This window comes from Paenibacillus sp. FSL H7-0943, assembly GCF_037963265.1.
Classification (GTDB): Bacteria; Bacillota; Bacilli; order Paenibacillales; family Paenibacillaceae; genus Paenibacillus_AQ; species Paenibacillus_AQ odorifer.
The window spans coordinates 5,246,406-5,269,496 of sequence record NZ_CP150148.1; the positions used below are offsets into that span (position 1 = coordinate 5,246,406).

At 44.4% G+C, this 23,091-nt stretch carries 21 protein-coding genes; 6 read left to right on the forward strand and 15 right to left on the reverse strand.

The window, feature by feature from the left end:
- The first annotated feature begins 339 nt into the window (after window positions 1-339).
- Both NSQ55_RS23025 and NSQ55_RS23030 read left to right on the forward strand, forming a co-directional pair.
- A complete protein-coding gene (locus NSQ55_RS23025; RefSeq protein ID WP_036683705.1) occupies window positions 340-576 on the forward strand; it encodes a DUF2626 family protein in 237 nt (78 codons plus the stop codon).
- Between the two features lie 139 nt (window positions 577-715).
- Window positions 716-1,843, forward strand: a complete 1,128-nt coding sequence (locus NSQ55_RS23030) for a hypothetical protein (protein WP_339169311.1) — start codon at window positions 716-718, stop codon at window positions 1,841-1,843.
- Here the strand turns inward: NSQ55_RS23030 and NSQ55_RS23035 are convergent.
- On the reverse strand, window positions 1,835-3,061 hold the full coding sequence (locus tag NSQ55_RS23035) for an extracellular solute-binding protein (protein WP_339169313.1): 1,227 nt from the start codon (window positions 3,059-3,061) through the stop codon (window positions 1,835-1,837). The two genes, NSQ55_RS23030 and NSQ55_RS23035, sit on opposite strands and share 9 nt — an antisense overlap.
- Window positions 3,062-3,441: 380 nt before the next feature.
- Window positions 3,442-4,773: a PhoH family protein gene (locus tag NSQ55_RS23040; protein ID WP_036683710.1), complete on the reverse strand. Its 1,332-nt coding sequence runs from the start codon at window positions 4,771-4,773 to the stop codon at window positions 3,442-3,444.
- Between the two features lie 107 nt (window positions 4,774-4,880).
- Here NSQ55_RS23040 and NSQ55_RS23045 point away from each other — a divergent pair, with 107 nt between their 5' ends.
- Entirely contained in the window at window positions 4,881-5,456 is a 576-nt protein-coding gene (locus tag NSQ55_RS23045; RefSeq protein ID WP_076129034.1) for a YhcN/YlaJ family sporulation lipoprotein, read from the forward strand.
- A gap of 55 nt (window positions 5,457-5,511) precedes the next feature.
- On the opposite strand, the gene NSQ55_RS23050 is transcribed toward NSQ55_RS23045, so the two are convergent.
- The 6 genes from NSQ55_RS23050 to NSQ55_RS23075 form a co-directional block, all read right to left on the reverse strand.
- A complete protein-coding gene (locus NSQ55_RS23050) occupies window positions 5,512-5,964 on the reverse strand; it encodes a pyridoxamine 5'-phosphate oxidase family protein (protein ID WP_076129033.1) in 453 nt (150 codons plus the stop codon).
- Between the two features lie 101 nt (window positions 5,965-6,065).
- Window positions 6,066-7,166: an LCP family protein gene (locus NSQ55_RS23055; RefSeq protein ID WP_339169315.1), complete on the reverse strand. Its 1,101-nt coding sequence runs from the start codon at window positions 7,164-7,166 to the stop codon at window positions 6,066-6,068.
- An 82-nt stretch (window positions 7,167-7,248) separates the two neighbouring features.
- Window positions 7,249-7,545 carry a YlaH-like family protein gene (locus NSQ55_RS23060; protein ID WP_036683721.1) on the reverse strand — a complete coding sequence of 99 codons (297 nt, stop codon included), beginning with the start codon at window positions 7,543-7,545 and terminating at the stop codon, window positions 7,249-7,251.
- A 129-nt stretch (window positions 7,546-7,674) separates the two neighbouring features.
- Complete coding sequence (gene typA / locus NSQ55_RS23065; RefSeq protein ID WP_076129029.1) at window positions 7,675-9,516, reverse strand: translational GTPase TypA; 1,842 nt, start codon at window positions 9,514-9,516, stop codon at window positions 7,675-7,677.
- 205 nt (window positions 9,517-9,721) lie between these two features.
- On the reverse strand, window positions 9,722-10,231 hold the full coding sequence (locus NSQ55_RS23070; protein WP_076129027.1) for a hypothetical protein: 510 nt from the start codon (window positions 10,229-10,231) through the stop codon (window positions 9,722-9,724).
- Window positions 10,232-10,450: 219 nt separating this feature from the next.
- Window positions 10,451-11,110 carry a TerC family protein gene (locus NSQ55_RS23075; protein ID WP_076136549.1) on the reverse strand — a complete coding sequence of 220 codons (660 nt, stop codon included), beginning with the start codon at window positions 11,108-11,110 and terminating at the stop codon, window positions 10,451-10,453.
- A 171-nt stretch (window positions 11,111-11,281) separates the two neighbouring features.
- Between NSQ55_RS23075 and NSQ55_RS23080 the strand changes: the two genes are divergently transcribed.
- The gene (locus NSQ55_RS23080) at window positions 11,282-11,974 is read left to right on the forward strand and encodes a TerC family protein (protein ID WP_076217854.1); all 693 of its coding nucleotides are present in this window, start codon (window positions 11,282-11,284) and stop codon (window positions 11,972-11,974) included.
- Between the two features lie 67 nt (window positions 11,975-12,041).
- Here NSQ55_RS23080 and thiI read toward each other — a convergent pair whose 3' ends face one another.
- The 6 genes from thiI to NSQ55_RS23110 form a co-directional block, all read right to left on the reverse strand.
- The gene (gene thiI, locus NSQ55_RS23085) at window positions 12,042-13,322 is read right to left on the reverse strand and encodes a tRNA uracil 4-sulfurtransferase ThiI (protein WP_248549392.1); all 1,281 of its coding nucleotides are present in this window, start codon (window positions 13,320-13,322) and stop codon (window positions 12,042-12,044) included.
- Window positions 13,323-13,331: 9 nt separating this feature from the next.
- Window positions 13,332-14,483 carry a cysteine desulfurase family protein gene (locus NSQ55_RS23090; RefSeq protein ID WP_076185255.1) on the reverse strand — a complete coding sequence of 384 codons (1,152 nt, stop codon included), beginning with the start codon at window positions 14,481-14,483 and terminating at the stop codon, window positions 13,332-13,334.
- Window positions 14,484-14,565: 82 nt separating this feature from the next.
- Window positions 14,566-15,270, reverse strand: coding sequence for a lytic transglycosylase domain-containing protein (locus tag NSQ55_RS23095; protein WP_038572880.1), 705 nt, complete (start codon window positions 15,268-15,270; stop codon window positions 14,566-14,568).
- A 186-nt stretch (window positions 15,271-15,456) separates the two neighbouring features.
- The gene (locus tag NSQ55_RS23100; protein ID WP_038572882.1) at window positions 15,457-15,867 is read right to left on the reverse strand and encodes a hypothetical protein; all 411 of its coding nucleotides are present in this window, start codon (window positions 15,865-15,867) and stop codon (window positions 15,457-15,459) included.
- A gap of 12 nt (window positions 15,868-15,879) precedes the next feature.
- Window positions 15,880-16,101, reverse strand: a complete 222-nt coding sequence (locus tag NSQ55_RS23105) for a DUF1540 domain-containing protein (protein ID WP_036683762.1) — start codon at window positions 16,099-16,101, stop codon at window positions 15,880-15,882.
- Window positions 16,102-16,267: 166 nt separating this feature from the next.
- Complete coding sequence (locus tag NSQ55_RS23110) at window positions 16,268-16,765, reverse strand: YpuI family protein (RefSeq protein WP_036683764.1); 498 nt, start codon at window positions 16,763-16,765, stop codon at window positions 16,268-16,270.
- Between the two features lie 316 nt (window positions 16,766-17,081).
- Here NSQ55_RS23110 and NSQ55_RS23115 point away from each other — a divergent pair, with 316 nt between their 5' ends.
- Window positions 17,082-19,016: a S8 family peptidase gene (locus tag NSQ55_RS23115; RefSeq protein ID WP_339169321.1), complete on the forward strand. Its 1,935-nt coding sequence runs from the start codon at window positions 17,082-17,084 to the stop codon at window positions 19,014-19,016.
- Window positions 19,017-19,021: 5 nt separating this feature from the next.
- Here NSQ55_RS23115 and NSQ55_RS23120 read toward each other — a convergent pair whose 3' ends face one another.
- Window positions 19,022-20,452, reverse strand: coding sequence for a PLP-dependent aminotransferase family protein (locus NSQ55_RS23120; protein WP_339169322.1), 1,431 nt, complete (start codon window positions 20,450-20,452; stop codon window positions 19,022-19,024).
- A 93-nt stretch (window positions 20,453-20,545) separates the two neighbouring features.
- Here NSQ55_RS23120 and NSQ55_RS23125 point away from each other — a divergent pair, with 93 nt between their 5' ends.
- Window positions 20,546-21,766: a PLP-dependent aminotransferase family protein gene (locus NSQ55_RS23125; RefSeq protein ID WP_076308222.1), complete on the forward strand. Its 1,221-nt coding sequence runs from the start codon at window positions 20,546-20,548 to the stop codon at window positions 21,764-21,766.
- The last annotated feature ends 1,325 nt before the right edge of the window (window positions 21,767-23,091 follow it).

Consider the following 23,091-nt stretch of genomic DNA (forward strand, 5'->3'; position numbering starts at 1 on the left):
AAACCTCCTAACAACGTCATGAAATAACCATCTCCATAACCGGCAGTTCTGCCGGGTAGTGAATAGGGATAAAAGCTGCTTACTCCATTTCTATGCTTCTCATAGAGTTCATAGAATCTATTTGATACTAATTTGTATTTCCATTATCTGCGTACATCATACGCATAAAACTATAAATTCTCTTTTTTAAAGCACTAATCACTCAGGTCAATTATAAAAATCACATTTTTTGAAGATTAGTGCATTTTTTTCAATGAATTCGTTTACACATAATTATGTTGAGGGTATAATAAATCGAAGGAATATTCGTGAGATACATACTGGAAGGGGGACTCTCTCTTGGACCGCATGTTTCGGGTATTAGGTTTTTTCACATTAGCTATTGGATTGATGGCTTTCGCCGGAGGTCTAACAGAAATGGCCTTGCTTTTCTTTTTGCAAACTGCATTTTTCGTAATACTTGGCTATATGAAATTTACTGAAAAAACTTATGTTCTTCTCTTCTGGGCATACATGATTCTGACTTTCACCGGATTTAGTTATTGGACGATCTTTCAAATGGGTCTTCCACTATAAATTGCAGTACTCTTTTGGAGCGGATGAGGTCCTTATCTTATAAGGATCACTTCCGTTTTTTTGTTTGTATGCTATTTTAGAAGGGTTAAACATATTATTAGTACATACATATATCATTTCAAAAAAAGGTGGTGGTGTGGTGCGCTCCCGCAATTTACAAAGCCGCATGATTGCAACCATACTAATTCTCTTCTGCTGTACTTTGTTTCCGTTACAACCTGTGAATTACTTGTCTGCCGACCCTAGCGGTGATTTTTTCAACTCTGCTATACCAGATAATGAAGAAACCCGTAAACTACTTGAACAGACCTTGTCTTCTGCAGAAATCGAACGTGAAATCATCAAGATTACAGCCGAACAAAAAGCGCTTGAACAAAAGGTAGAAAGCCTGAACAGACAAGCTACCCAGAAAAAAACAGCCATTGCGGACCAACAGGAACGGGCAGGTGCAGTTGTGCGTTCTTATTATATGGGGGATAGAGATAATCTTCTGGCCGCGTTTTTTTCAGCAAAAAGTATCAGCAGATTCCTGGCTCTGTTCGATTATTATGAGATTATTATTGGAAATGACCGCGATATTCTCTCACAATATGAAGAACAATATAAGGATTTGAAGGATACCCTTCAGACTGCGAAGCGAAACTCGGAAGAGCTCGCCCGATTGCGCACGGCTCTGGAGGAACAGCAAGTTCGGGTAAACGCGCTCAACAAGGAAATTGAGGGTGGGATTAAAAATAGCAGCGATCCTGAAAATATGAGTACTCTACTTAAAGAATTCACATTATATTGGGAGAATATCGGCCTGCACGAGGTAAAAACCTATTTCAAGGCGTTATCCTCCGCAATGAATAAACTACCACAATTTGTTCAGAATCGAGAGGGTGTACTGACTCGAAAGGGAATGACTTATGAGCTAAACCTGAAGGAAGAGGACCTGAATGAATTTTTGCAATCGCAGAATTCGCTGTTTAAAGACTTCGCCTTTCATTTCAATGACGGATCGATTACTGCCACTGGAAAAAGCGGAGCGCTAGCCCTTTCACTGACCGGTCACTATACCATTCAGGAAGAACCGATCAACGGCCTTATATTCCAAGTCGATCATATTGTATTTAACGGTCTTGAATTGCCTGACACAACAAGAAAAACGTTGGAAGAAGAATTTGACTTAGGCTTTTATCCAGGCAAAATAGTATCTTTCCTTCGTGCCACGGCAGTAGATAGCCAAGAGGGCGTCTTGCATGTTAAGCTTTCCATTTCATTTTAGGCCTTCTTTTAGAAATTCTTTGTAGCCTTCCGCATCTATCTGCCCCGTTAATAGTAACGATACAGCTTCAACAACCTTACTCCAGCCGCCCTGTGACTCATCCTCCGGGGCGGTTTCTTCTGTCAGCAATAGCTCAACATCGAAGGGAAGCTTGTATTTAAAAGCATGCTCCGAACGATAAAGAACATCAAGCGCCGGCAAGCTCCCCGTATTCTCCAACCAATCCAGCTGAGCATCCTCTGAGGTGATAAAGGTCAGCCAATTCACAGCTTCCTTTGGACTTTGAGATTGAGCTGGAAGGGCAAAAGATCGACTGTAACAGGATTCAAACCCACCCCCATTATTAGCAGTCAGGGCCGGTACAGCAGCAAGGGATGAATTTCCATGCTTCTGCCACTCGGATAACGGTAATGAAGCAACGGCGACACTACCTCCTTGTAGCATATCCCAGACATCTTTATTGTAGCGGCTGGTGAGATAAAAATAACTGCGGGCATTCTGAATCCAATTCAACACATTTTGGTTATCTGCTAACAAGCTGCTATTCATGCTCTCCATTACCGCTGACAATCCATAAGGATTGCGGGTATCCATCGCAAGTAAATATTTCCCTTGCTCTTTTAGCACATTCTGAAGCAGGATATTCCACTCTTCGAGGCTTTTGGGTAATGCATTAAAACCCAGCTCCGCCAGCCGTTGTGGGGAATAAACAAGCACGTAAGGATCTATATCTAACGGGACTCCCCAATTATATCCATTCCACTGCATCCAGGGGATCAACTGTGTTAACGGTGCACTCCCCGGAACGCTCTGATACACATCCATCGGCAATAAATATCCACGTGTGGCCCAGTCCAGAATGCTTCGTCCATCTGCCATGACTATATCCGGGCTGTCCCCGATCGTTAAATCATGCTTCAATACCTCATCGGCATCCTCCATATCCACATTGCTTAAAATAACCTTTACTCCACTTTCTAAGGTATAACTATTGCTAAGGAGCTCCAGTTCACTAAATTCTTCGCTATTTAAAGATACTCTTATGTGTAAGCTATCTATAGTTCCCTCATCTCCGGAAGAGGGATGGGTCGACTGACTTTGTGGTCTTTTCATAGGACGTGGATCGTTACTGGTACTCAATTCCATACTGGGCGACAGGCTTGTCAGCGATAGTAGTAAAATTGCAAAAAGCAGCCAATAATTTTTGCGTTTCAGCACGATTTCCCACCTTCCCTTTTGATTGGTCTCCCCTATTTTACCAAACCCTCCGGTGCTTGTCTTTAGTTTGTGAAACCGTTCTCTTTCTATTATATGGGTGATACGCCAGAGGCATTAAAAATAGGAAGGTGATCTGACCGCCATTACAAGAAAGCTTTGGACTTCCGATCGCTGTTATCCTCAGATTTCCTGATTTAATTACCGCATCATGCGGTTAAAATCCGAGGATAAAGGCGAACGCTTCGCTTCTACAGTTCCAGACTTTCTTTCCATGGCTCTAATCACCACAACCAACTTTAAATTCCTCTGCCGTTTCCGGGCGGGCAGGAAAAAGCCGGGAGTGTTTGCTTCTCCCGGCTGAAAATAGGATTGATGAACCGTTAGAGTAGATCCGCGGCCAATTGCGCCAAGCGGGAACGCTCACCTTTTTCCAAAGTAATATGTCCGCTAATCCCTTGCTGTTTAAACTTCTCGACGATATAGCTCAGTCCGTTGCTCGCAGCATCCAGATATGGATGATCGATTTGCTCTGGATCGCCCATTAGAATGACTTTACTTCCTTCTCCCGCTCTGGAGACAATGGTCTTCACCTCATGGCGGGAAAGGTTCTGCGCCTCATCAATAATAATGAACTGCGATGGGATTGAACGGCCGCGAATATAGGTTAAGGCTTCTACCTGTATACTTCCTAACCCCATTAAGATTTTATCGATATCGCCAGCTTTTTTGGTATCGAACAGGAATTCCAGATTATCATAAATAGGCTGCATCCAGGGTCTAAGCTTCTCATCCTTCTCACCGGGCAAATACCCAATGTCTTTACCCATAGGAACGACCGGACGGGCGATAAGCAATTTTTTGTATTTATGTTCATCCTCCACTTTGAATAGTCCGGCTGCAAGCGCCAATAACGTCTTCCCTGTCCCAGCCTTACCCGTGATCGTTACGAGTGGGATTTCATCATTTAGCAGCAGCTCCAGTGCCATTCGTTGTTGAGCATTACGGGCGCTAATCCCCCAAACCGAATCATTGCCCAGATAGAGTGGCTCCAGACGTGTGGCATCACTATTCACTTTGAGAAGAGCTGATTTGCCAGTGCCAATCTCATCCTTGAGAATCACAAATTCATGAGGGTACAACGGATACGACAACGCAAGCTGTTTTACCGTCAGAGAGCGGTGACTGTAATATTCATCAATCAATGCGGGATGAACCTGCAGAGATTGGTAACCAGTGTATAGTTCATTTAAGTCTCCAGTACGATCTGACAAATAATCCTCTGGCGTAATTCCCAGTACATCCGCTTTAATACGAACCAGTACATCCTTGCTCACAAGCACAACGGGACGCGGATCGGGCTTCTCATTCTCTTCATTCAAATAATTGAGAGCAACAGCCAAAATCCGATTGTCGTTAGACACCTCACCAAACATTTCCTGTACCTTCACAAAACTGCGATGGTTAAGTTCTACCTTCAGCTTGCCTCCATGCTCCAGTTCCACACCACTATGCAAATGACCTAGTTCCCGGAGTCCATCAAGCAATCGGGATACCGTACGGGCATTCCGACCGATTTCGTCAGCATTGCGCTTCTTGGAGTCGATTTCTTCCAGCACAACAGCCGGAATAACCACCTCATGCTCCTTGAAAGAGAAAATTGAATTGGGGTCGTGCAAAAGCACGTTGGTATCTAGCACAAATATCTTGTTCATATTATCCCCTCCACAGCGCCTGGTTTGATTGATCATACATAACTCTTTCCGCCAAGGGAAAAGATATGGTACAGAAACGATTCTTTGGCTGAAAGGAGTAATCACATATGAGAAAATCAATATGTCTGTTGCTGGTACTGCTGCTACTGACAAGCTGCGGTATCGCTAATAAAAAGACATCACCCTCTCCTCAGAATAAACAATCTGCGAATGCTGTAAAGGGTACGGGGAACCATGAGGTTCGGCAATTGTCCAATGATGGTGCGACTAATCCTAAAGCCACCTCAAAAGCTGGTCAAGCCGTCAATGTTAATGGAGAAAGTGAAATTGCACTTAAGGATCATTTTGAACAGTTGGCCAAAAGAGTTCCCGGTGTAAATGGCGCACACTGTGTAGTCATGAACAAAGTTGCCATAGTTGGTCTTGATGTAGAAGGTTCTCTGGGCCGTTCACGTGTAGGAAGCATCAAATATTCTGTAGCGGAAGCCATCCGCAAAGACCCAAGAAGTGTACGGGCGCTTGTCACTGCGGATATGGATCTCTCCAGCAGATTAGCGGAAATGAGCCGCCATATCTCCAAGGGACATCCGATATCCGGATTCTCATCCGAGCTGGCCGATATTATCGGACGAATCATGCCACAGCTGCCAGAGGATACCAAGCCGCAAAAAAATGCACAGTAGAGATTAAGAACAAAAGATGTTCTTTGAGTTCAAAAAAAGCCCAGTGATATTTTCACTAGGCTTTTTTCATGGCAGCAAATACTTGTCCGTCCAACTTCTCAGCGGCACGTCCATCATAAACTTTCGCATATCTTGGGGCGGAGTCAAGCTGCGCGCCGTAAAAAAGCGCGTTGCGGACCGCTTGAATTTCAACATCAAAACAGCACATCTTAAAAGGAACATCTTCTAGCGGGTCCTGCCTTACAGCAGCACTACCGTTAATGGCATATACAGTTCCTTCACCAAACACAGTTATAGTTATTAATGGATTAACCTTCATATTATTCACAAGTCTTGAACGATGATCAATAGCCAAACGCACAGTACTAGGACTAACAGCATAAAGCCACGAAATAGCTGTGGATGTAGGACCGCCTGTCTCCGCATCAACTGTGTTTAGAAGAACAAAGGTTTCCGATTGCAGCATCGATAGCAAAGTTTCATTCAGCTGAGCAACGGCTTCGGACATAAGTACTGGCCCCCTATGCGACGTTAATTCATTCGATTTATTATATTATAGCACAGGCTGAAACTTGCATTCAATTTTAGCTATGGAAGATATTAAGGTCCTCAAGGCGTCTCAGCAGCTGTCGAATCAGCTCCAGTGGAAATTCCTGCAATTCGATCCTGCAAGCTTTTCTTAGCGGCCTCAAACTCCTCATCATTAATATATACATATGGACTTCGCCACGTTCCAGTAACCGGCTTGAATTCGATATTCTCTTTGGAAATTTTCCAATACGTCGCAATCATATCTTTGATTTGCGAATTTTCGATATCTGTCCTCATGTTACTGTCCACTGCATCAAGCACCTTGCCGATTTTTAATACGCCACCAAGCGATTGCATCTGATCCACCAGACTGTTCAGAACTTCGTTCTGGCGTTTGTTGCGATCAAAATCATCTGATGCGTTGGTCTTAGGCTTGCAATTGGATTTACGATACCGCACATAGTCCAGTGCATTTTTTCCATCCAGCTCTGCCGGACCCTTTTTCAGATTGATATTCGTGCCATCCACAGTGTCTGTATAACACATATTTTCACTAATATTTACTTCGACTCCCCCAAGCTCGTCCACTACATCACGGAAGCCCTGAAAATCAAGAATCGTTGTATAATCTACATCAATATCCAAATACTTACCCATCATCGTCTTCATCTCATCTTCAGCCAGTAGACCAGAGGATTTCTCCTTACCCTTGAAGCGAGCATAAAATTCATTAATTTTCGTCTTCTTATAGCCACTTAGCTCCACGTAGGTATCACGAGGAAGCGAAACAATAGTCGCTGATTTAGTCTTAGGATTAAGCGCTGCAACCATGATTACGTCAGTCAAATAAGACTCGTGTTTAGGTCTGTTATCCGTTCCCAGTATAAGCATTGTCAGTGGTTTTTCTGAAGCGGAATGCCCTGGAGCAACCGTACCCTCAACCCCTGCATTAAATACGCCATGCTCAAGCTTCCAATACAGATAACCGCCATAACCCAGCACGCCGAGGATCGCAATAATTAGCAAAGTTAACAATACTCTAACTAATCTGCCAAAAAAACCTCTCTTTTTCACTTTCTTTTTCGTTTTTTTCTTAGAAGCACCCTTCACAGGCTGTTTTCTATTAGTAGGTTGTTGCCCGTTTGCTCTTGGAGGTAAACCGCTGTTTCTTGTACTCATAATAGAATAAAGTCCTTTTCATTTCATTTAGAATTAGAATTGCTACATTAATTAGACGATCCTTAAGGTACAAAAGTTGCGATTACGATCTCTTCGCTGCTGCCGCAGCCTTTCTCTTCTGTCGAGCTTCTACTATATAACGTATCCGTACCATCAGCATTAATCCGACAGCAACCAACAGACACTGGATAATCGGAAGCTTATCATGTTGGAAAATGAGGAGCATGCCAGAGCCAATCGCCATCATTATGTAGAGCATGATTTCCTTGCCAATCGATAACTTTTGATTCACACGAAAGACTTGATTATAAACAAAAGTAAGCAATATAAAGATAACAATATAAGCGACGATTGGATGCTCAGCGAACCACACCTGCATAGATAACCGCACTCCTCCCAAATTTAAGATACGTTTACATTATATCATCAGTAGGGGAATTTTTTGTTTCTTATATTAAAAAAAGCCGCCGGATGCAATAATCCGGCGGTCTTATTCATAAGCATGTGTTTACGCGTTGGCTTGTGCTGTTTTACGTTGTTTCTCTACACGTTCGCGTTCGCCTTTGTTCAGAATCTTTTTACGCAAACGAATGGATTTAGGTGTAATTTCACAATATTCATCATCGTTCAAATATTCAAGTGCGCCTTCCAAAGAGAAGGTGCGTGGTGTCTTCATTTTTACAGTATCATCTTTGCCTGAGGTACGCATGTTGGTAAGTGCTTTTTCCTTACAGATGTTAACGATAATATCGTTATCACGGGTATGCTCGCCTACGATCATACCTTCATAAATTTCTGTACCTGCATCCAAGAAGAGAATACCACGATCCTCAACACCCACGATTCCATATTGAGTTGTTGATCCAGTCTCACTTGCTACAAGCACACCTTGATGACGTCCGCCAACTTGACCAGCAACCAGTGGAGCGTAGCTGTCAAAAGCATGGTTCATAACGCCGTAACCGCGTGTCAAAGTCAAGAAGTAAGTGTTGTAACCAATCAATCCACGTGCAGGAATCAGGAACTCCAGACGTACTTGACCCGTACCGTTGTTAATCATATTGACCATTTCGGCTTTACGAGTACCCAGACTCTCCATAACAGAACCCATGCTCTCTTCTGGAATATCAATCATTAGACGCTCAAGCGGCTCCATTTTGACACCGTCGATTTCTTTAATGATTACTTGTGGTTTAGAAACTTGCATTTCATAACCTTCACGACGCATATTCTCGATCAGAATACCAAGGTGAAGCTCACCGCGTCCAGAAACGATAAATGCATCAGGACTATCAGTTTCTTCCACACGCAAACTCACGTCTGTTTCAAGTTCTTTAAATAGACGCTCACGTAGTTTACGGGAAGTTACCCATTTACCTTCTTTACCAGCAAAAGGACTGTTATTCACTAGGAATGTCATTTGCATGGTTGGTTCGTCAATCTTCAGAACCGGAAGTGCTTCAGGGTTTGCAGGATCAGCAATGGTCTCACCAATGTTGATGTCCTTGATCCCTGCAATAGCAACGATATCCCCTGCGCCCGCTTGCTCTGTTTCAATACGTTTCAAACCTTGGAAGCCGAACAATTTCTCGATACGTGCAGTTTTGCTCTTACCATCACGCATAATAACTGTTACAGATTGACCTTGTTTGATCACACCGCGGTTAACACGTCCAATCGCAATACGACCCAAGTATTCGTTATAATCCATCAACGTTACGAGGAATTGAAGCGGTTCTTCAACACTTTCGGTTGGAGCTGGAATATGTTCAACAATGGTTTCGTAGAGCGAAAGCATCGTTTCATCTTGTTTCTCAGGAACCATGCTTGATGTACCATTAAGAGCAGATGCATAAACAACAGGGAATTCCAATTGTTCGTCATTTGCTTCAAGTTCGATGAACAAATCGAGCACTTCATCAATAACTTCCTTAGGACGAGCAGCTGGACGGTCAATCTTGTTCACGACAACGATCGGTGTAAGTTTTTGTTCCAATGCTTTACGCAGAACGAATTTCGTTTGCGGCATGCAGCCTTCATAAGCATCAACAACCAGCAATACACCGTCAACCATTTTCATGATCCGTTCTACTTCGCCACCAAAGTCAGCATGTCCAGGTGTATCCACAATGTTGATCAAAAACTCTTTATAAGTAATTGCTGTATTTTTAGCTAGGATTGTAATTCCACGTTCCCGTTCGATATCATTAGAGTCCATAGCACGTTCTTGCAAGTGCTCATGGGCGCTGAAGATCCCCGATTGTTGAAGGAGCTGATCGACGAGTGTTGTTTTGCCATGGTCAACGTGGGCAATGATCGCAATGTTGCGAATATCTTTTCTTGAATGCATGATTTGTATCCAAATCCTCTCATTTATCAAATTAAAACTGTTAAAATTCATAGCATGTCACGGCAGTCTCACAAAAGAAGCGCCAGGCAGAAAGCCGACGCTTCAACATAACATTAATATTATAGTGAAAGTACCATGAAAAGCAAGTCTTTTTATGAAAAAACAGTTACCAATTTCCGTTTTTTTTCACAAGATCCTACAGCAATTAGCTTCGATACCATCTATTCCGGCCACGTGCTCTGCCTCGACCGGTAATCAGCCAAATCCCTACAGCTATTAATACAATCCCGATCAGGTATATCGCGCCGGTGCCCATAAGGCTGAAAATACAAAGCGCAAGGCTTAGTAAGCCTAATGTTACAGCAATTGCTGACAGGCCACCCGTCCGTCTAGGTTCATAGATGGAGTATTCATACAAGCCCACGGCAAGACCAAGCAACAGCACAGGCCATAAGTTTCTCATAAGCCCCCATCCCCAAATATTGCAGAGGCCAAACAACAAACCATACACCGTTAATATCCCGGCAGGAACCAATACCGAGGCCGACGCACGACGGCTGAAAAATAACATGTGTAGTACTATTCCTGGAATTAAAATCACTAGAGGCCAAAGCGCGCGCCCCAAAAATCCGAAGACGCCCAGCTTACCTAATAAAATCACGATGCCAGCAGCAACAATAAAAATTCCTAGCTGTATATCTTTCTTTGAAGACATCCTTCACCCATCCCTTCAATTTCACGTCTACCTCATTTCCTCGTCACCTTATAGCCTGAAAGCGACAGGATTCTTACTCATATATTATCCGAAACATACACAAAATGCCATCACTCCCTGTGATTAATCAGTGTCTATAAGCGCTTCTGATCACGCAAAAAAACGGACAATTCCAATTTATGGAGATGTCCGTTTAGTATTGCCTTTTATTGCAATTTATTAACCTGCAGATGTTTTTCTGCGTTTTATTGCTCCCGTAACGACAACTAATATTCCTAAGGCAATGGGCAAATAGGAATGTGAGGAAGGGAACAAAAAGGAGAGCATCGTCCCTAATTTTGCATCCTGAAGCAACATATCCCCTGCTGTAAACGCCAATATATAAGCACCGATAAATACGAGCACTGGAAACCGGTGCAGCCAGCCTACAATAATGCCGCTTCCCCACACTACTATCGGAATGCTAAGAGCAATCCCGATGACAATTAAAGCCAAATCTCCTTTAGCTACTCCTGCAATGGCTAGTACATTATCCAGGCTCATAATGAAGTCTGCTACAAGAATCGTTCGGATTGCTTTCCAGACTGAGGATGATTCCCTTACTCTGAGATCCTCCTCTTCCTCCAAAAGCAGCTTGAACGCTATCCATAGCAGCAGCATTCCCCCTCCAGCCTGAATATAAGGGATTTTTAATAGCAATACCGCAACAAAAGTAAGCAAACACCGCAGAACAACTGCGCCTGCTGAGCCCCACCATACTGCAGTCTTTCGGTGCTTCGCCGAAAGATCCTTGCTGGCCATTGCGATAACCATTGCATTATCTCCGCTCAGCACCAGATTAATCATCAATATTTCACCAAGGAGCAATAATGAATCCATTCGCACTTACCTCCCCGAGTCACATGTAACTACTTGTATGTTCGGAAATGACAAGCTATGCTTCCTGTCCAACTTTTTTTGAGCGTGAACGCATGTTGGCGCCTTTTTTTGCGTATACAAAACTAAGCATATTTTGAAGCTCAATCTAACAAACTTGGGAGTGACTTCGCTTTGAATACATCCATATGGGAGTTTATATTATCGCTGCTCAACATTATTTTTCTAGATCTTATTTTGGCGGGAGATAATGCCATTGTGATCGGTCTTGCGGCGCGTAATTTACCGTCAGACACGCAAAAGAAGGCTATCGTATTTGGAACAGCAGGTGCTGTAGTGTTGCGGATCTTCGCAACGATTCTGGTCGTATGGCTGTTGAAAATCCCCTGGTTACTGCTTGCCGGAGGGATTTTACTCATTCTGATTGCCTATAAGCTGTTAACCAGTGAGAACACTTCAACAGATATCAAGGCAGGTCAAAGCTTGTGGTCCGCTGTAGGGACAATCATTTTAGCTGATGCTGCCATGGGCCTTGATAATGTGATCGCCATTGCCGGAGCTGCCAAGCATAATATCTCACTGGTTATCATAGGACTGCTGATCAGTGTTCCCATCGTTGTGTGGGGAAGTACCCTTTTTATTAAATTAATCAACAAATATCCATGGATCATTTATATTGGTTCTGCTGTCTTAGGTTTTACTGCTTCAAGTATGATTACGGATGAACATCAGCTTGCGCCATTTTTTAATCATCATCCGCTGCTCAAATATCTGTTTATAATCGTGATCATTATAGGTATCTTGGCAGCGGGACATTGGAAACGCCAATCAAAACCAGAAGAGCCTCAGGAGGGCACATTCGTCTAAACCACAAAAAAACTGCCTCAGAACGTAGATTTCACTACGCTTCAAGGCAGTTTTTTGGTTTATTACTTTAGAACCATTCTTCCTGTAAACCAGCCTCGACACTTACAACATCACTAGGCTTCTCATCTCCATAGGGAGTGATTAACACGGTCTCTGTGGCTTCAATCGCCGCTTCCAGAAGTTCAGAATATCCCGGAAGCGTAGCCTCTATCTTATCCACAATCCGTAAATTCGGATTTGTTGTAGGTGATTTTGGAACAAATAAAGTACAGCAATCCTCATAAGGAAGGATGGACAAATCATAGGTACCGATGTTCTTCGACAGGTCCACGATATCACTTTTGTCCATCATTACCAGCGGACGCAAAAGGGGGAGGGTTGTCGCACGGCCAATCACGTTCATGCTTGGCAAGGTCTGGCTAGCGACTTGTCCCAGACTATCCCCGGTTACAATCGCCAATGCACCTTCCCGCTCAGCAAGCTGGGTAGTAATTCTCAGCATTGCCCGCCGCATCAGTGTAATAATCAGATTATCCTGGCCGATGCCGGTAAAGGAAGTCTGCACTTCAGTAAAGGGTACCAGATGCAGCTTGATTACACCCGCATAACGTGACAATACCCGCGCAAGATCCACAACTTTTTGTCTAGCAAGCTCGCTTGTATAAGGATAACTGTAGAAGTGCACGCACTCCACTTCAAGTCCGCGCCGCATGGATGACCAGCCTGCTACGGGACTATCAATGCCACCGGACAGCAATAACATCGCTTTTCCGTTAGTGCCTAATGGAAATCCACCTACACCGGCAATATTTTCACAGAAAATATAAGTATGTCCCTGACGAATTTCGACCCTCAGCTCTAATTCAGGCGATTTAACGTCTACGGTGAGGCCAGGATATCCTTGCAATAGTGGTGTCGCGATCCGTTTATTCATCTCAATGGAGCCGTAAGGGAACTCTTTCCATACCCGCCGAGCATTAACCTTAAATCTGGTGCCCGGAGCAGGCGCGATTATCTCCAAAAATTGACGGCTGACCGCTACAATATCCTCAAGCTCTGACTTAGAAACCTTCACTGGACTAACTGAAGCAATGCCAAATACATTCTTCAGTGCTTGTACCAATTCAATCGCAGATTCCCCGTTCAATTCCACGTAAATTCTTCCGAATTCCTTGCTCAGAACTACGTTTGGATAAGGCTTAATCAATTCCTTCACATGACGCAGTACGGTTTTTTCAAATCGGGTACGATTTTTGCCCTTTAAAGTAAACTCTCCAAAACGCAGGAGCAGCATATCAGCGTATTCTATACTATGGGCTCTGCCTTCTGCAGATTCCTTGTTCATCATGCTCATTTGTTACTTCATTCCTCCTTCAGCAATCTTTAAAGCTTGTACCGCAGTGGTTAATGCTTGCTCAAGCGCAGCGACATCCTCATCTGTATGACTGTCGCCAAGGCTAATACGAATCCCACCTGAAGCACTGGAGACATCTTTACCCATAGACAATAATACACGACTAGGCTCAGCCAGACGTGAGGAGCAGGCCGAACGGGTGGAGACAGCCATCCCCAGTTCCTCTAGCTTGCGGGCGAATACCTCTCCCTTCATGCCAGGGTAAGAGAAATGCACAATATGGGGAGCTCCATCCTCTCTGCTGTTTATAACAAATTCAGGAACGGTGCGCAAGAAGCGTAATAATCGATCTCGGAGTGGAACCAACTGGGCAACGAAGGTTTCGCGCTGCTCACCACTCATGCGGATAGCTTTGGAGGATGCGACAATCGCAGGTACATTTTCAGTTCCAGCGCGTTGTCCTTCTTCATGAGAGCCCCCTGTAAGCAATGGGAATAGCTTAATTCCCTCTTTGATATACAGTAATCCCACTCCACGTGGGCCTCGAAGCTTATGAGGAGACAGGCTATAAAGATCCACCTGCCATTCCTTTAAGTCAACTGCAAGTTTACCATATCCCTGAACACCATCTACATGAAATAAGGTTCGCGGATTCACAGCTTTAATCAGCTTCCCCATCTCTTTAAGCGGTTGTATCGTTCCAATCTCGTTATTGACATGCATCACACTAACAAGCACTGTGTCGCGCCGGACAGCAGCAGCTACGCGCTCAGGATCAACAACGCCAGTGCTATCGGGTGCTACAAAAGTAACCTCCCAGCCCATTCGCTGCAATTGCAGGAAACTCTCATATACAGAGGGATGCTCTATTTCTGTAGTTACCAAATGACGACCTCTAGTCTGATATTGCAGAGCAGCGCCTTTTATCGCCAAATTATTGCTTTCCGTTGCACCAGAAGTAAATAGAATCTCCTGCGGTTGTACAGATAAAGCAGCAGCGCATACTTCACGCGACCGTCTGATCAGCTTACCCGCTTCACTGCCCGCACGGTGCAAAGAGGAAGGGTTCGCATAATGCAGCTTCATAATTTGTTCCATCGTCTGCACCACTTCTTCATAGGGCGGTGTAGCGGCGGCATAATCCCAGTAAAGCATATGTCAAATGTCTCCTTTACTTCGTTGAGTGAACTTATTATCGAAAAAGGATCAAACGGTGTTTCCCGTTTGATCCTTTTTATTATACCGCGTATTGAGCGCGAGCGCGTTCTATTTTAAAGATATAAGATTGTGTCTCTTTTGGAAGCAGGCTAAGTTTCTCCAATAATTCCTGATCATTGGTTACTCCCAGATCTGTTACCCGTCCCGGCCCTGCGTTGTACGCTGCAAGTGCCATCTTTTCCTCTCCGCCAAAGCGTTTCAGTTGATAAGATAAATAACGTACGCCGCCATCAATGTTTTGCGCCGGATCGAACGAATCAGTAACCCCTAAGCCGCTCGCGGTCCCATCCATAAGCTGCATTAAACCTTTAGCCCCTGCCGAAGAGACCACATTAGGATTAAACGAAGATTCAGTATCAATCACTGCTTTGATCAGATCAATCGGCACGCCATATTTAGCACTCGCCTTCTGGATGAGATCATCATAGCTCGTAGGTGTGGAACCCGTTATTTCCCCGGAAATTATGTTATTGAAGGTTTCTGTTGTCCCACCTATCTGCTGCCATAACAAGCTGCTGACTGAAGTTGCATCCGGGAGAGAAGTCAAATAGCTTGAACTTTCACTACTCGTTGACATTGCCTGAAGCATTGTCGCAAATCCAGAAGCTGAAACTCCCGTTGACCGTTCATTTCCATTCGCGGAGCTAGTTTTTTCGGTTGTAGCCTTAAGGTTGATCCATTTAAGCTGCCCTAACCCGTCGGTTACAGCGGGATTGATCTGCATGCTGGCGCACTCCTTTTTTGTCCTACTCGAATCATATATAAGGTTTCGCGTTGAAATTTCGATGAATTACGGCTTAATCTTACATTTTATCTGAGATTATTGCTATATGTTGGAATGAAAAAACAGACTTCAGACCCTGATATTTAGGTCTAAAAGCCTGTTTAGATCAAAGCCATTCAGTTCTTTTTAGCGCGCAAAGGGAATCATCACGAAGTAACTTAGTGTCGCAACAATCCCTAAGCCCATCGCCCATGCCCCAAGCGTTTTTTGCTCTTTGACATAGGAATAATAACCAACTACGGCAGCGATGGGTCCGAGAATAAAAGACCAGATGAACAATGAGGCGATCCCCATCCCCAGTCCAACATACCCCATTACCCGGCTTCCACTATATTCCGCTTCACTGTCCTTGCGTTCTTCCACTATCCGCGGGGCATCCCGAACCTGCATTGGAACCGGATTTACCTCAGCAGCGTATTCTTCGCGATGCTCTCTGTCCCGCCGAGGATAGTCCACTCTCCGCGGACGAAGAATGACTTTTCTCGGACCGGATTGTTCCCGTGATGAGCTTGATTCATTATCCTTTTCTGTGTCCATTCTGGCGGCCTCCTAAGCGTTCGGCTTAAACGTCAGACAACATGTTGCAGATGATGTACTGGCATGATCGCGGTGACCTTCATTTGTCATTTCTTCAGCATATTCTTCCTTATAACCATTGCCTACGTGCTTATCGATCTCGATGACAATTTCTTCAGCCCGGCATAAATTATGCTCGCCCCAATAATGACAATTGCTCACGCTACATTTTACTAGTGGTTTTTCACTCGACATAATTATCACCTCGGCTTCATTATGTCCGCTCCATTTACCCGCTATTCGACAGAGTGGTTTCCAGTTGATGTATCGAGACAGGGCTTTTAATCCACGCAAAAAAGGACCAGCTCATCGTCATTACAAAATGACAAAGTGCTGATCCCTTTAGATCACTATTTAGAAGTTAAACCTGATTTTGCATACGTTTCTCAGTCAAATAGTCGTTCTCATAATAAATGAGATCATCGCGAAGATCTTCATACGTTTTGGTGATTTCTAGGATGATATCACGTGCGGGACGTACTGGCTTTTTGCGGAAACGGATTGCATCCTGACCAGTATAAGCGTAACGGCCATCTTCAGAATAGCTTTCATTTTTCGGATAAAAGAAGTTGTTCACGCCATAGTGATATACATTATAAAGCGCTTTCTGTGCAAAAGATTCATCGAATGTCGCACGACGCAGCGCAACGCCTAATTTCTCATATGACATTTCCGAGAACACTAATAGGTGACGAAGATCGGACAGAAAACCTTGGTAAAATTGTACGGTTTCCTCATCTCCCTCAACTACAAGCTGAGGCAATGCATGCTCATTTAGAAATACTTCCATTTTGTCGATTACCACTTTAAGTTTATCTCTCGTCGATTCACATAATTTCTGCACATTGGCTGCTGACATAGCGGTTGCTCCTCCTTATTATTCCCTGCTCTTGTAGTCAATAAAGTTAATCCTCTGAAAGAAACCGCCCTAAAGACGTATCTCTTTATTCTTGCAATATCAGGATGTGAACACAGAGAAGTCTAACCTTCTGAACAATTATTAAGAACAACATCTAATGAGGTATCTCTTACAAAATCAAGAAGACAATTCGAGATACTTATTCTCTCTGATATTATCATAAAAAACGTTAGGAAGGTATCCTTTTCTAAGATGCATAAAAGATACGCTCTCTTCTAAACCTATAGACATTACATTGCATAGAGGAGCGGAAATCATGTCACGAAAAAATCTAACAGTTGCAGGTTTGGTTACAGCAGCTTTTACAGTTGGGTTACTTACCTTTGCCCTGCGCCCTGCCACTAATGGGACGACCAGAGAGGCCGCAAAAGTCGCTGTTCAGAATCCGGCTCCAACTTCAGCTTTGCATTCACCTCCAAATCCTTCTCAGGAAAAAACATTAAAGAAAACCTCCTTAAGCCAGGATGTGGAGGCGACAGATCATCTGAATAGAGTCGATGTCAGTAGACACTTAACTAAACTCCTGTCTGAAACAGACGGGATGTCTTCGATTCATGATAAATCAGTGTATGCGAAACGATTGCAGCAAGACCACGGGTTTATCTCCATGCTGATGTGGATCGATTTCCGCACACAAAAGACTGAGACCTTTAAGTCGTCTTTTCCAAAAGGAACCGAACAGGAGAACAAACAGCTTCTAAAATATCTCAATACGGCAAAATCAGCAATCCACGGTCATCAATCCTATGAATCTCCAACGTTTACAATCGGTAAAGAAAAATATTACTTTATCGCTCAGCGGAACAAACAGAAAAATGTAGGGATTATTGCTCTTATTAACCAAAAGGTGCTTGGGCGTGTGGCAGACCATCAGCTGAAGAACCTGCGTCTCATTCCGTATCCTAAGGAAGGCAAATACCATGTGGAATCAGTCCATACCGATAACTTAAAGGACATTACAGTCAAGACCGGCCATGATAACGAAAATGCCAGCCATTTTTATGAGAATGAAATTGTAGTCCGTTTTAAGGGAAATGCTCCGACTCAGGGACAGCTCCAGACGATAACCGCCGATATCCACTGCAAGCAGCCACGCAAGCTGGGATATGCCTATATCTTTCGCTCTGAGAAGATGACCTATTATCAGCTGAAATCCTATTTCACCAACAAATGGCATCCCGAGTATACGGAACCTCACTATATGTATTTAACCAATGATACCATCACTAAAAACGCTGAAGGAACTGTCACGCCTAACGACATGTTATTCTCCACTTACCAATGGAACCTCCCGGCGATTGAAACTGAGCTAGGTTGGAATCTTTCCAAAGGCAGCAAAGAAGTGGTTGTAGCCGTAGTCGATACGGGAGTACAGATTAATCATCCTGATTTACAAGGTAAGCTTTTGACTGGTTACAATGCCATTACCAATGGTTCCACACCCGAGGATGATGTAGGTCACGGTACACATGTATCTGGAATCATTGGCGCACTTGTTAACAACGGGGAAGGTGTAGCTGGCATCAGCTGGTACAATAAGATCCTCCCTGTAAAAGCGCTAGATAACTCAGGTGCCGGAACGACTTATTCCGTAGCAGAAGGTATCATATGGGCAGCTGACAATGGCGCAAAGGTTATTAACTTAAGTTTAGGGAATTATGCCGACTCGCAGTTCCTCCATGATGCGATTAAATACGCCTATGACCGGGACATCGTGCTTGTGTCTGCAGCAGGCAATGATAATACAGAACGGCCTGGATACCCTGCAGCTTATCCCGAAGTGATTGCAGTGGCTGCTACAAATGCCTCAGGGGAAAAAGCCTCCTTCTCCAACTACGGCGATTATATTGATGTCGCTGCACCCGGAGAAAGCATCGCAAGCACCTATCCGGACAGCCAGTATGCCGCTTTATCCGGCACGTCGATGGCCAGTCCCCATGTCGCTGCGCTGGCGGGTCTGGTACGTTCACTGAATCCTAATCTGACGAATAAGGAAGTTATGGACCTTATGACCAAAAACGCTGTTGATCTGGGAACTTCCGGCCATGATAAATACTTTGGCTGGGGTCAGGTCGATATTTATAAAACGCTACAAGCGGCAAGCGGCAATCAAGTTCCATTGCAGCTTTTTCCTCAACATGTACGCCAGCAAATGAATCAATTAAAACAAAGAACAAATAACACCCCATAACCGTGTCATTGCAAAAACCGGCCAAGTAAGCGCAGAAACCGCTGTAACCCTTCCTCCATTTCCGATTCCTTCATTTGCGAATAGCAAAGACGGATGTGGCGGGAAGGCGTTTCCGCAGAGTAACAGACATCACCGGGTAAAAAAGAAATGCTCTCCTGCTCCGCCAAGTCATGCAGGCTTGCGATATCAGGAGAAGGGGGCAGCTCCAGCCAGAGATTAAGTCCTCCCTCTGGTAGAATATAGTTCACTCCAGGCGGCGCGTACAGCTTCAGAAGCTTCGCCGCCTTTTCCATACGACCACGGAGTGTAATTCGTAGCTGTGCTGCGTAGGCGTCGTATTTTTCAGCGATGAAGGGTAATACGGCCTTCTGTGTCAGCAAGGGACTTCCTAGATCACTCGCAGATTTAGCGGCGATCAGCCGGGACAGAATATTTCCTTCTGCAGCCACACAGGCGATTCGGCAACCAGGTGCAAGTACTTTGCTAAAGCTTTTCATATAGACTACATGTCCATCGGGATCCATTGATTTAATCGCCCTAGGTGGTGGTGCATGGAAATATAAATCACTAAATGGGTCATCCTCAACAATGAGGCAACGGTAGCTGCGCGCTAATTCCAGCAGTCGTTGTCTTCTTGTGATGCTCATAGTTACGCCGCTTGGATTTTGAAAAGTAGGGATGGTATAAATTAGCTTTGGAGGTCTTTGATCACACATTTTTGTAAGAACATCCACTCGCATCCCTTCACTATCCGTAGGCACAAAAATCATCTCTGCACCTCGTCCCGCAAAAACATCAATAGCACCAGTATAGCTAGGCGCCTCAAGATAGACTGTATCTCCAGGACCAACAAATGTACGAGCCACCAGATCAATGCCTTGTTGGGTCCCGCTGGTTATCATCAAATCGGAAGAAGTGAGTGAAATCCCACGCGATTTCAAATGTTCTCTCATGACATTCCGCAGCTCAAGATCTCCCTGAAAATTCCCGTAGGTTGCCATAAGCTCCGGTTGCTCTTTGACCAAGGATGCATAGGTGTCACCAATATCTTGAAGTGGCAGCAGCTCACTGTGGATGGCGGCTAAATGAAAGGGATATTTCACTTCTGAAACATCAAAATTCCGCCAAAGCTGAGCCCGCGGCAAATAATCATCATATAAATCCTGCCAGCAACCCTCTTCTTGACGTCTATTATGGGTTGGATCGGCTACAAAGCACCCTTTACCCTGTCTGCAGTAAATAAGTCCTCGTTTCTCAAGCATATCGTAAGCCTTGCTTACTGTAACCTGACTCACGTTCAAGGTTATAGCTAGACTTCTAACGGAGGGCAGCCGGACACCTGGCTGAAGCAGTCCTGATGAGATCCGCTGACTGAGGGTTTCACTAATTTGATGGGGCAGAGTTTTGCTGCCGCTGCGATTCAAATCGATATGCATGAACCCTTCACCTCCACTGTTATATTCAACGCTTTACTGTTATACAGCACTCCTATTATGATAGCATCAAATCGAAAGGTGGAGAACTAATTTATGGATATCAAATACTCAACGGCAGCCAATCATCTAGGATCATCAGCAGTTCGGGAGATTCTAAAAGTTACACAAGGCAATGACATTATTTCACTTGCAGGCGGGCTGCCTGGGGAGGATTTGTTTCCCTTGGAGGCCGTACGTGATGCCTATAATCGTGTGCTCTCCAGCGACACCTCAGCGCTTCAATATGGGCTTACCGAGGGTTTTACTCCACTACGTGACAAAATCGCTGAAAGGCTTACCCGGCAAGGCATCCCGGTTACAGCCTCTGAGATGGTATTGACTACAGGCTCACAGCAAGCTATAGATCTGTTATGCAAAATATTGCTGGATCCCGGCGATGCAGTTTTTGTGGAAGCGCCCACCTATCTGGCAGCACTACAGGTGCTCGGTTCTTACCGGGCTGCTATTCATTCGATACCAAACGACGAATATGGCATTTTACCGGATCAGTTGGAAGAGCAGATTCGGATACATCGACCAAAACTGCTATACGCTGTTCCGACCTTCAACAATCCGTCTGGAGCAACATGGAGTAAAGAACGCCGCGAGAAGGTGGTTGAAATCTGCCGCCGTTACGGTGTTCTTATTCTAGAGGACAATCCCTATGGAGAAATAACCTTTGATGAAGATAAAACTCTATATCCACCTTCATTAGCCTCCATCGATAGAAGCTTTGGCGGGGATCATTGTGTAGTCTACACAGGGACCTTCTCCAAGATCGTCGCCCCTGCCCTACGCACCGGCTGGATTATCGGCGATTCCGAACTAATCAAGACCATCGCCAAGGCAAAACAAGCAGCCGATCTGCATTCCAGCACCATCGACCAGCGTGCTTTAGATGAACTGCTGTTGCATTTTGATATTGAGCAGCATATCCGCCTCATCTCAAGAGAGTATTATTCGCGTATGAAGCTCCTGTCCGCGGAACTCAGATCACATAACTGGGAAGGAGCACATTTCCTCGAGCCAAGAGGCGGCATGTTCCTATGGCTTACCCTTTCCGAAGAGATCAATACTAAGGAATTACTCCCGCTGGCAGTGGAAAACGGAGTAGCGTTCGTACCCGGAGAGGTATTCTATTCAGCGGAGCCTCACAAAAACAAAATGCGCCTTAACTTCACACACACGCCACCAGAGCAAGTTCCTGTTGCTGTCCAACGTCTAGAGAAAGCATTGGTACAATGGCAGCAAAATCAAAACATCGTTCGGTCGTAAACAACTGCTCGTAATCAATACCTACGATGGCAAAATAAAACGGCTTCTCCATCCTTTATTGGACGGGGAAGCCGTTTTTTGTGAGCAGATTTCTGAGCTTTCACTTTTGCGCATTTGCAGAATGTGACCTTTACGCATTTCTGCAAATCACATTTAGCATTTCTACTTTTGTGGCACTACATAGCTCATTTCGTATTTTCACATTTCACATTCAGCAATTTTTGCTCGTCACATTTCGAATTGCCATTATTCAGCGCCTCTGTACAGCTTATTTCGTATTTCCACATTCAGCGTCCCTGCACATCTCATTTCGTATTTCCACATTTCAGCGTTCCTGCACATCTCATTTCGTATTTCCACATTCGCATTTCTACACATCTCATTTCGCATTCAGCAAATTTGCGCGTCATATATCCCATTTCCCACATTTCGCTTTCCGCATCACCAAACATCCTCTAGTTACTCAACACATCTACCACTCAATTAACTCCGATTTCACAGGAAGTTACAGCCAGAGGTTACAATTGATATTTCGCTACTAACTCCAATCTTTCCGCAGAAGATTAGCCAAGCTCCGCATTGTTACAGTTTGCTAGCTACTAGTCTAATTCTGGCGTCAAAGTAACCATGGCGTTCGGAAGTTCGGGAGTTCTGAATTCTGGAGTTCTGAGTTCTGGAGTTCTGGAGTTCTGAGTTCTGGAGTTCTGGAGTTCTGGAGTTCTGGAGTTCTGGAGTTCTGGAGTTCTGGAGGTTTGTATCGGACCCCAGCGCTCTTATTTGCATCAATTCCGCTCATTTGGTTTGCTATCGGACCCCATAGTCACTATTCGATCCAAAACGCCCGATATCCACCCTATTTATGCCGAATAACGGCTCTCCAGTCCGAAACTCCTCCAAAAAGGCATAAAATACACAAATAGCTGCATCTCGGTCCGTTAGCATATCAGCTCATCAAACCATCAACCATCAACCATCAACCATCAACCATCAACCATCAACCATCAACCATCAACCATCAACCATCAACCATCATCCATCATCCATCAGCTATCAGCTATCAACTCATCAAGCACCAGCCATCTGCTCATCAACCACAAGCCATCTATTCATCAACCACAAGTCATCTGCTCATCAACCACCAGCCATCTGCTCATCATCCACCAGCCATCTATTCATCATCCACCAGCTATCTATTCATCATCCACCAGCCATCTATTCATCAACCACCAGCCATCTATTCATCAACCACCAGCCATCTATTCATCAACCACCAGCCATCTATTCATCAACCACCAGCCATCTGCTCATCAACCACCAGCCATCAG

Bases quoted from the DNA above. Each gene is read 5' to 3' on its own strand.
- NSQ55_RS23040 (WP_036683710.1), bottom strand. From the start codon at position 4,773: ATGAACAAGATATTTGTGCTAGATACCAACGTGCTTTTGCACGACCCC.
- NSQ55_RS23045 (WP_076129034.1), top strand. From the start codon at position 4,881: ATGAGAAAATCAATATGTCTGTTGCTGGTACTGCTGCTACTGACAAGC.
- NSQ55_RS23050 (WP_076129033.1), bottom strand. From the start codon at position 5,964: ATGTCCGAAGCCGTTGCTCAGCTGAATGAAACTTTGCTATCGATGCTG.
- NSQ55_RS23055 (WP_339169315.1), bottom strand. From the start codon at position 7,166: ATGAGTACAAGAAACAGCGGTTTACCTCCAAGAGCAAACGGGCAACAA.
- NSQ55_RS23060 (WP_036683721.1), bottom strand. From the start codon at position 7,545: ATGCAGGTGTGGTTCGCTGAGCATCCAATCGTCGCTTATATTGTTATC.
- typA (WP_076129029.1), bottom strand. From the start codon at position 9,516: ATGCATTCAAGAAAAGATATTCGCAACATTGCGATCATTGCCCACGTT.
- NSQ55_RS23070 (WP_076129027.1), bottom strand. From the start codon at position 10,231: ATGTCTTCAAAGAAAGATATACAGCTAGGAATTTTTATTGTTGCTGCT.
- NSQ55_RS23075 (WP_076136549.1), bottom strand. From the start codon at position 11,110: ATGGATTCATTATTGCTCCTTGGTGAAATATTGATGATTAATCTGGTG.
- thiI (WP_248549392.1), bottom strand. From the start codon at position 13,322: ATGATGAACAAGGAATCTGCAGAAGGCAGAGCCCATAGTATAGAATAC.
- NSQ55_RS23090 (WP_076185255.1), bottom strand. From the start codon at position 14,483: ATGCTTTACTGGGATTATGCCGCCGCTACACCGCCCTATGAAGAAGTG.
- NSQ55_RS23095 (WP_038572880.1), bottom strand. From the start codon at position 15,270: ATGCAGATCAATCCCGCTGTAACCGACGGGTTAGGGCAGCTTAAATGG.
- NSQ55_RS23100 (WP_038572882.1), bottom strand. From the start codon at position 15,867: ATGGACACAGAAAAGGATAATGAATCAAGCTCATCACGGGAACAATCC.
- NSQ55_RS23105 (WP_036683762.1), bottom strand. From the start codon at position 16,101: ATGTCGAGTGAAAAACCACTAGTAAAATGTAGCGTGAGCAATTGTCAT.
- NSQ55_RS23110 (WP_036683764.1), bottom strand. From the start codon at position 16,765: ATGTCAGCAGCCAATGTGCAGAAATTATGTGAATCGACGAGAGATAAA.
- NSQ55_RS23115 (WP_339169321.1), top strand. From the start codon at position 17,082: ATGTCACGAAAAAATCTAACAGTTGCAGGTTTGGTTACAGCAGCTTTT.
- NSQ55_RS23120 (WP_339169322.1), bottom strand. From the start codon at position 20,452: ATGCATATCGATTTGAATCGCAGCGGCAGCAAAACTCTGCCCCATCAA.
- NSQ55_RS23125 (WP_076308222.1), top strand. From the start codon at position 20,546: ATGGATATCAAATACTCAACGGCAGCCAATCATCTAGGATCATCAGCA.